The organism is Mycobacterium hippophais (assembly GCF_027529605.1).
Classification (GTDB): domain Bacteria; phylum Actinomycetota; class Actinomycetes; order Mycobacteriales; family Mycobacteriaceae; genus Mycobacterium; species Mycobacterium arseniciresistens.
In genome coordinates, this window is the sequence record NZ_JAPZPY010000002.1 from 108,630 (window position 1) to 121,496 (window position 12,867).

Genomic DNA, 12,867 nt, shown 5'->3' on the forward strand with positions numbered 1-12,867 from the left:
CTAGAGCAGACCGAACCGTCGCAGGTCGGTGACGTACTTCATGATGACGGGCGCCGTGACGTGCGGGATGTCCGAGATGTCCCGGTCCAGTTCGAACTTCGCTTCCTTGAACGCGGACCGGAACCTGTCGGTCGGCGCCCAGGATCCCTGCATCGGCTCGGGAAGGTCGAAGTGTCCGGAAGGACGCAGCTGCAGCATCTGCAGCACCGAGTGCTCACGCTGCTTCTCCGGCAGAGCGCCGAGGGCCGTCTCGAACCGGTGCAACCAATCGCCGAAGTCGTCGATGCGCTTGATCGGCAGACCGGAATCCACCAGCCAGTCGACGTACTCGTCGGGCCCGATGCCGTCGTCGTGCGGGTTCATCACGTGATAGGTCGCGAACCCGTCGCCCATCCGGGCACTCAGCGTGGCGATCGACTCGGCGACGAAATCGACGGGCAGCCCGTCGAAATGGGCGCGCTGCCGGTTGCCTGCGGCGTCGCGCGCGAAGAACGAGCCGGGCGCCAGGCCGGTGGCCACCATGCTCAGCACCATCCGGCTGACGATGTCCGACACGTTGAGCTGGCCTGCGTAGGTCGGCTCGGCCAGGATCACGTCGCAGCGGAACACCGCGACGGGCAGCCCGCACAGGTCGTGGGCCTCGCGCAGCAGCACTTCGCCGGCCCACTTGCTGTTCGCGTATCCGTTGCCGAAGCCGCCGTCGTTGATACGGGTGGGGCTGATGACCCGGATGTCGGCCTCCTCGGTGAACTCGGACGGGTCGATCTGGTTCCTCACGTCGCCACTCGACACGTAGCCGTAGGGCTTGAGTTTCGAGGTGAGCGCGAACCGGAGCAGCTCGGCCGTGCCCACGACGTTGGGACCGAACAGCTCGCTGTAGGGGAAGACACCGTTGACCATCGCCGCGGGATCGACGATCAGATCGACGCTCTCTGCCAGCGCCTGCCAGAGTTCCTCGTCCAGCCCCAGGTTCGCCTCGCTCTTGTCGCCCGCGATGACCTCCAGATGATCGGCGGCGAGTTCCTGGAAGTGCCGCAGCAGTCCCGGGTCGCCGCTGTCGAAGGTCTTGTGCAGGCGGAGCCGCGCCTCCTCGTCGGACTCGGCTCGCACCAGGCAGATCAGTGTGCCGTCGACCAGGTCCATCCGCTTCAGCCATTCGAGGGCCAGGTATCGCCCGAGGTAGCCGGTCGCTCCGGTGAGCAGAACGGTCCGCACTTCGGCGCCCGGGCGCGGCAGGGTCGGGGCGGCGGTCAGCGTCGCAGCATCGATGAACTTGTCCAGCGTGAGGTCGCGGGCGTGCACCTCGGTGCTGTCGCGGCCGTGCACGGACGCGAAGCGGGGCCCGTGGCCGGCCTCCTCCTCGTCATCGTGAGTGTCCACCCGCAGGCTCAGTCCGCTCACCGACGGCGCGTCGAAGATGGCGCGCACCGACAGGTCGATGTCCAGGGTCATGTTGATCTTGCCGATCACCCGCATCGCCGACAGCGAATCCCCACCGAGGTCGAAGAACGAGGTGTCGACTCCCACACGGTCGACGCCGAGCACCTCGGCGTAGATGTCGGCCACGACCTCCTCGGTCGGGCCGGTCGGAGCGCGGTAGGGGTGGGCATCCTGGTAGTCGGGCGCCGGCAGGGCGCGCGCGTCGAGCTTGCCGTTGACCGCCAGCGGCAGCCGCTCCAGCACCACCACCGCGGCAGGCACCATGTACTGCGGGAGCCGCTCGGCCAACGCGGCGCGTAGCCCCGCAGGGTCTGCCGTGCCGGTGACGTAACCGACCAGGCGTTTGTCGCCGGGGCGGTCCTCACGGGCGACGACCACGGCCTGCTCAACACCGTCCAGCCGCATCAGGGCGGCCTGTATCTCGCCGAGTTCGATGCGGTAGCCGCGGATCTTGACCTGCTCGTCGGCGCGGCCGATGAACTGCAGCTGCCCGTCGGCGCGCCAGCGCACCAGATCCCCGGTGCGGTACATCCTCGCCCCGGGCACCCCGAACGGACACGCGACGAACCGTGATCCGGTCAACCCCGCCCGGCGCCAGTATCCGACGCCCACCCCGGCACCGGCGATGTACAACTCACCGACCACTCCTGCGGGCACCGCCCGCAACCATCCATCCAGCACGAAGAAGGCGTTCCCCGCTGCCGGAATGCCGACCGGCGGCACCCCCGACCCCACGGTCAGCGGCCCGCTCATAGATGTGTACACCGTGGTCTCGGTGGGGCCGTACGCATGCCACATCATTCGCCCGGGCGCCCACCGATCCACCACCTCGGCGGGGCACACCTCACTCGCCGCCACCAGCGTCACGCCGTCCAGCCCCTCGGATGACAGCATTCCCACCGCCGACGGGGTCTGGATGAGCATGGTGACGTGTTCGCTGATCAGCAGAGCGCGGAGGTCTTCCGGTGAGCGGCCGACGGATTCGGGCACCACCGCCAGCCGCCCACCGCGCAACAACGCACCCCACATCTCCCACACCGAGACGTCGAAGGCCAGCGAATGCCACTGCGCCCAGACCTGATCCGGTTCCAGCCATGTGTCGATCGATGCCAGCAGCTGGGTCAGGTTGTGGTGGGTGAGGGCCACACCCTTCGGGACACCGGTGGTGCCGGACGTGTAGATGAGGAAGACGACGTTGTCCGGGCTCGGCACCGGCAACGCGGTGGCCGGACAATTCCTGATGCGGGGATCGTCTGCTTCGATGACCACCGTGTCGAATCCATCGAGTCGGCCGGCCAATTCGGTGGTGGTGATCGCGGCGACCGGCGTGGCGTCGGCGAGCATGAACCCGATGCGCGCCGATGGCAACGCCGGGTCGATCGGCAGATACGCCGCTCCGGTCTTCAGCACCGCCAAGATCGCCACAACCGCCTCGGCCGAACGCTCGAGCAGCAGCGCCACATACTCACCCGAACGGGCGCCGTGACCGGTGAGCAGGTGCGCCAGCCGGTTGGCGGCGTCGTCCAGTTCCCGGTAGGTCAGTGAGCGACCGTCGAAGGTCACGGCCACCGCGTCCGGGGTGCGGGCCACCTGTGCGGCGAACATGGCCGGAACCGACATCGCGGGCGGCGCCGGCCGGGTCAGCGCGGCGCGGTGGCCGATCTCGTCCAACCGGACATGCTCGGACGCGTCGAGCACATCGATCGCCGAGACTCGCCGGGTCGGGTCGGCGGTCATCGCCTCCAGCACCCGCTGCAACCGCGTGACGAGCGCCCCGATGCCGGCCGCGTCGAACGCATCGGCGTCGAACTCGACACGGAGGCCGAGTTCCGGACCTGGCGTGGCCTGCACCGTCAGCGGGTAGTGGTTGTACTCGCCGATGGCCAGGTCGGTGACGGCCAACTCGTGGTCGCCGGACATCGCGGCGGTGTCGATCGGGTAGTTCTCGTAGACGAACAGCGTGTCGAACAGTTGATCTTGGCCGGTGATCCGGTGGATCTCGTTGAGCGCCAGGTGCTGGTGGTCCAGGGTGTCGTTGTATGCGCGCTGCAGCTGGTCCAGCAGTTCGGCGGTGGTGGTGGCCGCCGTGATGGTCGCGCGCACCGGCACCGTGTTGATCAGCAGGCCCACCATCGCCTCGGCGCCTGCCACCTCGGTCCTGCCCGACACTGCGGTGCCGAAGGCGACGTCCTGCTGACCGGTCAGCCACACCAGGAGCTGCGCCCACGCGGCCTGCAGCACGGTGTTGACGGTGGTGTGGTGCGAGCGCGCCAGCTCCCCGAGCGCCCGCGTGGTCGCCTCGGGCACGCGGAATGCCTCCACGCCCTTGGTGTTCGGCCCCGACCGTTGCGCCGGACCGACCAGTGTCGGGGTCTCGAAGCCGGCCAGCACCGCACGCCATGCGGCCTCGGCGGCGGCGCGATCCCGGGTGGCCAGCCACGCGACATATCTGCGGTACGGGACCGCCGCGGGGAGGCGCTGACCGTAATAGCCGGCGAAGATCTCGCCCAGCAGGATCGGCAGCGACCAGCCGTCCATCACGATGTGATGGTTGGTGAGCACCAACCGGTGGCGATCCTGCGCGATGCGGATCAGCGCCACGCGGAAGGCCGGTCCGTCGGCGAGATCGCAGACCGCGGCGCGCTCCTCGGCGCAGACCTGCTCGATCTGCTCGTCGACGCCGTCGACGTCCAGCTCGACGTACCGCCATCCCGGCGTGGGATCGGCCGGGATGATCTGCACCGGCTCGTCGAATTGGGCACAGAATCGGGCCGCCAGATGCGGGTGGCGCTTCACCACGGTGTGCACCGCATCGCGCAGCCCGTGCGGACCGAGCGGACCGGTCACGGTGAAGGCCAGCTGCACCGCGTACACATCGTCGCCGCCACCGCGCATGGTGCTGGCGAGATAGAGCAGCCCCTGTTGCAACGGGGTCAACGGCAGGACATCAGCGATGTCGTGTCGCTCGTCCAGCTCATCGATCTGGTGCTGATCCAGGCGGGCCGGGAAAATGTCCGACGGGGTCAGCCCGCCGCCGCCGCCGCGCACGTGAGCGCAGATGCCGGCCAGGGCGTCGAACCACAACCGGCTCAACCGGCTGACCTGATCGTGATCCAGCGCCGAACGCGCCCATGTCCAGTTGGCGTGCAGATGCGGGCCGGCGTCAGTGTCGATGGTGCCGGCGTTCAGCGCGACCGTGTGCGCCAGGGGCATCGGCACCGCGGTCGCGGCGGCACTCAGCGACACGCCGTCCCGACTGATCCGCCACAGCTCATCGACACCGGCGGCGTGCGGCGAACCACCCAGTCGACCGAAGTAATTGAAGCCGATCGACGGGTCGGACTCCGGCAGGTCCACGTCGGGATTGAGGTAGCGCAGCAGACCGTAGGTCAACGGGTCGGGCAGTGCGCGAAGCTGTTCCTTGGCGGCCTTGATCACCGCACCCAGCGCCGCATCACCGGCGGTCACCTGCGCCCAGGACAATCCACCGACGTCCAGTGTCACCGGGTATTTGGCGGTGAACCAGCCGACCGTGCGCGAGAGGTCCACATCCGCGGCGAGTTCCTCATGGCGGCCGTGGCCCTCCACGTCGATGCCGACCGGCATCGCGCCGTGGCCGAGGAATTCGGTCCACGCCAGCCCGAACGCGATCAGCAGGATGTCCTGGATTCCGGCATGGAACGCCGCAGGCACCTCACCCAGCAGTGACCGCGTGGTGTCGACGCCCAGGGACGCCGACATCTGCCCGGCGCCGGCGTAGGTGTCCCGCTCGGGTCGGGGCGCGGGAAGCGCGGCCGGAGTCGCCGCCACCTGCCTCCACTCCTCCCCCAGGGCCGCGACCTCGGGAGCGTGGGCGTGCTCGGCCAGCAACGACGACCATCGCACGAACGACGTCCCGCCTCCGGGCAGGGCCACCGGTTGGCCGCCGTGATGCTGGACCCAGGCGATGTTGATGTCCTGCAGCAGAATTCCCCACGACACCGCGTCGACGGCCAGGTGGTGGATGATGATCGCCAGCTGACTCGTCGGGGGCGCCCACACCGCACTGAGCATCACCCCGGCGCCCGGGTCGAGCCGCGACCGCGCCTCGACGAGCACCTCGTCGTCGAGCGCCTCGACGGTCCGCAGGCAATCGCGTGCGTCCACCGCGCCCACCTCGGGCACCGTCAACGACCAATCACCGTCGTCGTCGACGCGCAACCGCAGCATCGCATGGCGATCCAGCAGCGCCTGCAGCACCACTACCACGTCGGCCTCGGTGACCGGTGACGGAACAGCCAGCAGCACAGTCTGATTGAACTCGTCGACGGGGCCGTCCACAGCGCTCAGCCACCGCATGATCGGCGTGGCGATGACCGGCCCGATGCCTTCGTCCACCACATCGGAGCCGCTGTCGGCCACCACCGCCACCCGTGCCACGCCCGCCACCGTCTGCTCGACGAAGACATCGCGCGGCCTGCACACCACCCCGGCGGCGCGGGCGCGGGCCACCACCTGCATCGACAGGATGCTGTCGCCGCCCAGGTCGAAGAACGACTCGTCGACCCCCACCCGCTCCAGCCCCAGTACTTCCGCGTAGATGTCGGTCAGGATCTCCTCGACCGCGTTGCCGGGGGGCCGGTACTCGCCGGCGGTGTATTCGGGTACGGGCAGGGCGCGGCTGTCGAGCTTGCCGTTGGCCGTGAGGGGCAACACGTCGAGGAGTACCACCGCCGCCGGGACCATGTAGACCGGCAGCCGCTGCGCCAACGCGCGACGGACCGCGGCGGGATCGACCGCGCCGGCCACCGACGCGGTGACGTATCCGACCAGACGCTTGTCGCCGGGGCGGTCCTCGCGCGCGATCACCGCCGCCTGATCCACCCCGTCCAGCCCGATCAGGGCGGACTGGATTTCACCGAGTTCGATGCGGTAGCCGCGGATCTTGACCTGTTCATCGGCACGCCCGAGATACCGCAGCTGCCCATCGGCGCCCCAGGACACCAGATCCCCGGTGCGATACATCCTCATTCCGGCCGCGCCGAACGGGCACGCCACGAACCGCGATCCGGTCAATCCCGGACGGCCCAGGTAGCCGACGCCCACGCCGTCGCCGGCGACATACAGCTCGCCCACCACCCCGGCCGCAACGGGGTGCAACCACTGGTCGAGCACGAACAATGCCGCCCCGGGAACGGGGAAGCCGACCGGCGGCGCACCCGTCCCCGCAGTCAGCGGCGCGCTGATCGCCACGCACATCGTGGTCTCGGTGGGACCGTAGGCGTTGACCATCATCCGCCCCGGCGCCCACCGGTCCACCACCTCGGCCGGACAGGCCTCGCCGACGACCACCAACGCCGTCGACTCCAGACCCTGCTGCGGCAGCAGCGCCACCGCCGACGGCGTCTGCGTCAACACGCTGACCTGTTCGCTGACCAACACCTCGTGGAAGTCCTCCGGCGAACCCGCCACCGCTTCGGGGACCACCACCACCCGTCCCCCGCGCAGCAGCGCCCCGAAGATCTCCCACACCGACACGTCGAACGCCAACGAATGACACAGCGGCCACACACCGGGATTCGGCAGCCCCGCATCCAACGACGTCAGCAATCGGGTGACGCTGTGATGGGTGATCCCCACGCCCTTGGGTGTGCCGGTGGTGCCGGAGGTGTAGATGACGTACGCGACGTCGCCGGGATCGGGCCCCGTTGGCGCCGTACCGGGTTGGGCGGCGCCGGCCAGATCCGCGACATCGACCACGGGTACCGCGATTCCGTCGAGCCGTGAACGCAATTCCGCGCTGGTGATCACTGCCACCGGCGCGGCATCCTCCACGATGAACCGCAGGCGCTCAGACGGCACCGTCGCGTCGAGCGACAGATACGCCGCTCCGGTCTTGAGCACCGCGAGGATCGCCACGACCGCCTCGGCCGACCGCTCCAACAGCAGTGCCACGCACTGTCCCGGTCCCACACCGTCGGCGGCCAGCAGGTGCGTCAACCTGCCTGCGGCCTCGTCGAGCTGCAGGTACGTCATCGACAGGCCCTGGCATACCAGCGCCACCGCGTCCGGTGTCCGTGCCACATGCTGGGCGAACAGCGCCGGAATCGACACGGCCGGGGCTCCCGGCTGAGTCAGCGCCGCGCGGTTGCCGAGCTCGTCCAGGCGGGCATGCTCACCCCCGTCGAGCACATCCACCGCCGACAACCGCCGTTTCGGGTCGTCGGTCATTGCGACCAACACCCGCTGCAACCGGCCGATCAACGCCTCGATGCTGTCCGGGTCGAACACGTCGGTGCGGAACTCCACCGCCCCGCCGATCCCGGCGGCCTGGCCGCTCTCGGTCCAGCGTTCACCGAGGGAGAACATCAGGTCCATCCGGGCGGTGCGGGTGTCCACCGGCATCGGCGTGACCTGCAGGTCACCCAGCGCGAGCGTCGCCGCCTCGTTGTTCTGCCACGTCAACGCCGCCTGAACGAGCGGGTGGTGGGTGAGGTTCCGGGTCGGCTGCAGCCGGTCGACCAGCACTTCGAAGGGCACGTCCTGGTGCTCGTAGGCGGCCAGGCCGCGGCGGCGCACCTGGGCCAGCAGCTCGGCGACGGTGGGATCACCCGTCAGGTCCGTTCTCAGCACCAGGGTGTTGACGAAGAACCCCACCACCTCGTCCAGCGCGGGGTCGGTGCGCCCGGCGACCGCGAAGCCCACCGCCACGTCGGTGCTGGCGCTCACCTTGGCCAGCAGTACCGCCAGGGCGGCCTGGATCACCATGAACGTGGTGGCGTTGTGCTCGCGGGCAACCCGCGAAACCTGCTGCTGCAGTTCGGCGGACCAGTCGATCGTCACCGTGGCGCCGCGCTGATCGGTCACCGCCGGGTACGGCCGATCGGTCGGCAACTGCAGCCGCTCCGGTAGCCCGGCCAGCTCCTTCTCCCAGTACCCCACCTGCGCGGCGATGCGGCTTTCCGAGTCGGTCAGCTCACCCAGCCGCGCGCGTTGCCACAACGTGTAATCGACGTACTGCACCGGCAACGGCGCCCAGCCGGGCGCGTGCCCGGCAGACCTGCTGACATACGCCGCGCCCAGGTCCCCGATCAGCGGGGTGATCGACCAGCCGTCGGCCGCGATGTGGTGCACCACGGCCGCAAGCACGTGTGTGTCCTCGGCAAGGCGGAAAAGCGTTGCCCGCAGCGGGATCTCGTTTGCCAGATCGAACGGGTGGCGAATCGCGGCGTCGATCTCCTCCTGCAGTCGGGCCTGCGGCCAGTCGGTGGCATCGACGACGTGCCACCCGAAGTCGGCCCGTTCGGGCGGCATCACCAGCTGCTGGGGTATTCCGTCGGGCGCGGCGAACAGCGTGCGCAGGCTCTCCTGGCGCGCCACCACATCGGCCAGCGCCGCCCACAACGCGCCGGTGTCCAGCGGCCCGCTCAGCCGCAGTGCGGTCGCCATGTTGTACACCGGGGACGGCCCGTGCAACTGGTCGAGGAACCACAACCGCTGCTGGGCGAACGACAACGGCACCACCGACGGCCGCTCCACCGCCACCAACGGCTCGCGCCGCGCCCCTCCTGCGCCGATACGCAATGCCAACTGGGCGACGGTGGGCGCCTCGAACACGGCGCGTACCGAGAGATCCGCATCTAGGCCGTTGTTGATCGCGGCAACGACCCGCATCGCCGACAACGAGTCACCGCCGAGGTCGAAGAACGAGTCGTCGACCCCGACCCGCTCGACACCCAGCACCTGGGCGTAGACCCCTGCCAGGATCTCCTCGACCGCGTTGGCCGGGGCGCGGTAGTGATCGCCTCCGCTGTATTCGGGTGCCGGCAGCGCCCGGATGTCGAGCTTCCCATTGACCGTCAAGGGCAAGGCGGGCAACCGAACCACCGCGGCCGGCACCATGTACGCCGGGAGCCGCTCGGCCAGCGCCGTGCGGATCTCGGCCGGGTCGGCTTCCCCGGTCACGTAACCCACCAGGCGCTTGCCACCGGGGCCGTCCCCACGGGCGATCACCGCGGCCTGCTCCACCCCGTCCACCCGGGCCATGGCGGCTTGGATCTCGCCGAGTTCGATCCGGTAGCCGCGGATCTTGACCTGCTCGTCGACGCGGCCCAGATAGTCGAGTTGCCCGTCGGCACGCCAGCGAACCAGGTCTCCGGTGCGGTACATCCGCGTCCCGGAGCCCACCCCGCCGAACGGACACGCCACGAACCGCGCCGCGGTCAACCCGGAACGGCCCAGATAGCCGACCCCCACACCATGACCGGCCACATACAACTCACCGACCACACCCACCGGCACCGGACGCAACCAGCCGTCCAGCACGAACAGCGCCGCGGTGGACACCGGCGCACCGATCGGCGGCGCCCCGGACCCCGGCGTCAGCGGCGCACTGATCGCCGCGTACACCGTGATCTCGGTCGGGCCGTAGGCATTGACCACCACCCGCCCCGGCGCCCACCGGTCCACCACCTCGCCCGGGCAGGGCTCGCCGCCGAGCAGCAAGGCCACCGACTCGAGACCTTCCGGGGAGAGCGCCGCCACTGCCGACGGGGTCTGGGTGAGCACGCTGACCTGCTCGCTGACGAGAACGTCGTGGAAGTCCTGCGGCGCGGCCGTCACCGATTCGGGCACCACCACCAACCGCGCCCCGCCGAGCAGCGCGGCCCAGATCTCCCATACCGAGAAGTCGAAGGCATAGGAGTGGCACTGCGTCCACACCTGTTCGCCGGGAAGCCCATTGGGTGTCGACTCCGCCAGATGGGTCAGATTGCGGTGCGAAATCGCCACTCCCTTGGGCACTCCGGTGGTGCCCGAGGTGTAGATGAGGTAAGCGACGTCATCCGGGCTCGGCGCCGGCAGAACGGTGCTCGGCCGCGAGTCGATCGCGGGGTCGTCGACATCGATGACAACCACGTCGAATCCGCGGAGTCGGTCGGCCAGTCCCATTGTGGTGATCGCGGCGATCGGCGTGGCATCGACGAGCATGAACTCGACGCGGGCTGCCGGCAGCGCGGGGTCGATCGCGAGGTACGCCGCGCCGGTCTTGAGCACCGCCAGCATCGCCACGATGGCCTTGGCTGACCGCTCCAACATCAGCGCGACATGCTCGCCCGGGCGTGCCCCTTCGTCGATGAGCAGGTGCGCCAGCCGATTCGCCGCCTCGTCCAACTCGAGGTAGGTCAGCGAGCGACCCTCGAAGGTCACCGCGACCGCGTCCGGGGTGCGGGCCACCTGTGCGGCGAACGACGCCGGAACCGACACCGGCGTCGCCGGCCGGGTCAACAGCGCACGGTTGCCGAACGCATCCAGCCGGGCGTGTTCGTCCTCGTCGAGGACGTCGATCGACGACAGCCGCCGGGCCGGGTCGGCCGTCATCGCCACCAACACGCGCTGCAACCGCCCGATCAACACGCGAACACTGTCGGCGTCGAACACGTCGGCGTCGAATTCCACGCGAAGGCCCAGTTCGGGTCCCGGCTGAGCCTGCACGGTCAGCGGGTAGTGGTTGTACTCGCGACCGGTGGAATCGGTGATCGAAAGCCCATTGCTGTCGGACAGGGCGGCGGTGTCGATCGGGTAGTTCTCGTATCCGAAGATGGTGTCGAACAGTTGGTCATGACCGGTGATCCGGTGAATGTCGTTGAGCGCCAGATGCTGATGGTCCAGGGTGTCGTTGTGGGCGCGCTGCAGCTGGTCCAGCAGTTCGGCGGTGGTGGTGGCCGCCGTGATGGTCGCGCGCACCGGCACCGTGTTGATCAGCAGACCGACCATCGATTCGGCGCCGGCCACCTCGGTCCTGCCCGAGACAGTGGTGCCGAAGGCGACGTCCTGCTGACCGGTCAGCCACATGAGCAGTTGCGCGAAGGCGCCCTGCAGCACGATGTTCACGGTGGTGTGGCAGGAGCGTGCCAGATCGCCGAGCGCCCGTGTGGTCTGCTCCGGCACCCGGAACGATTCAACGCCACGGGCGCCCAGCCCCAGCCTCTTCGCCGGTCCGACCAGAGTGGGTGTGTCGAAATCGGCCAGTAAGGCACGCCAGGCCGCTTCGGCGGCGTGGCGGTCGCGAGTCGCCAGCCAGGACACGAAGTTGCGGTACGGCGCGGGCGCCGGGAGGCGCTGACCGTAATAGCTGGCGAAGATCTCACTCATCAGGATCGGCAGCGACCAGCCGTCCATCACGATGTGGTGATTGGTCAGCACACACCGGTGCCGGTCTTCTGCGATGCGGATCAGCGCCACCCGGAAGGCCGGCCCGTCGGCGAGATCGCAGACAGCGGCGCGCTCCTCGGCGCAGATCCGCTCGACCTGCTCATCGACATCGGCGCCGGCGTGCAGCTCGAGGTACTGCCACCCGGGCGCGGGATCGGCCGGGATGATCTGCACCGGCTGGCCGAACTTCTCGGAGAACCGGGCCACGAGGTGGGGATGGCGGTTCACCACCGTGTGCACCGCATCGCACAGCCCGTGCGGGTCGAGTGGCCCGGTCACAGTGAAGGCCAGCTGCACCGCGTATACGTCGTCGTCGCGATCGCGCGTGGTGCCGGCGTGGAAGAGCAGCCCCCGTTGCAGCGGGGTCAGCGGCAGAATGTCAGCGATCCGCATATTGCCCCTGAAGTTCGTCGATCTGCTGTTGGGTGAGACCGACCGCGATGTCGGAGGGCGTCAGTCCGCCGCCGCCGCCGCGCACGTGAGCGCAGATGCCGGTCAGGGCTTCGAACCACAACCGGCTCAGCCGGCTGACCTGATCGTGGTCGAGCGCCGAGGGCGCCCACGTCCAGTTGGCGTGCAGGTGCGGGCCGGCGTCGGTGTCGATGGTGCCGGCGTTGAGGGCAACGGTGTGTGCCAGGGGCATCGGTACCGCGGTCGCGGCGGCACTCAGCGACACGCCGTCCCGACTGATCTGCCACAGCCCGTCAGCTGCCGCGGACTGCGCAGGCGCTCCGAGTCGGCCGAGGTAGTTGAAGCCGATCGACGGATCGGTCTCCGGCAGGTCCACGTCGGGATTGAGGTAGCGCAGCAGGCCGTAGGTCAGCGGATCGGGCAGGGCGCGAAGCTGTTCCTTGGCGGCCTTGACCGCCGCACCCAACGCCGCATCACCGGCGGTCACCTGCGCCCAGGACAGCCCGCCGGCGGTCATTGCCACCGGGTATTTGGCGGTGAACCAGCCCACCGTGCGTGACAGGTCCACGTCTGCGGCGAGTTCCTCGCGGCGGCCGTGGCCCTCCACGTCGATGCCGATCGGCGCACCACCGGCGCCCACGAACTCCGCCACCGCCAGCCCGAATGCGATCAACAGAACCTCGTGCAGCCCGGAATGAAATGCATCCGGTACCTCTCCCAGCAGCACGCGGGTGGTGTCGGCGTCCAAGGACGCCGACATCTGCCCGGCACTGGCGTAGGTGTCCCGCTCGGGTCGGGGGGCGGGAAGCGCCGGCGGCACCGCCG

Annotated in this window: 2 protein-coding genes (1 of these 2 cut by a window edge); both read right to left on the bottom strand. The window is 69.4% G+C overall.

Annotation, left to right across the window (positions count from 1 at the left end; genetic code table 11):
• A complete protein-coding gene (locus tag O6P37_RS06300; protein ID WP_408633119.1) occupies positions 1 to 12,024 on the bottom strand; it encodes a non-ribosomal peptide synthetase in 12,024 nt (4,007 codons plus the stop codon).
• Positions 12,011 to 12,867, bottom strand: partial view of a non-ribosomal peptide synthetase gene (locus tag O6P37_RS06305; RefSeq protein WP_269893268.1) — the 3' portion only. The gene runs 14,461 nt beyond the window's last position; the window shows 857 of its 15,318 coding nt (coding positions 14,462-15,318); the start codon falls outside the window, past its right edge; the stop codon is at positions 12,011 to 12,013. Before O6P37_RS06305 ends, O6P37_RS06300 begins: the two co-directional genes overlap by 14 nt.

Bases quoted from the DNA above. Each gene is read 5' to 3' on its own strand.
- O6P37_RS06300 (WP_408633119.1), bottom strand. From the start codon at position 12,024: ATGCGGATCGCTGACATTCTGCCGCTGACCCCGCTGCAACGGGGGCTG.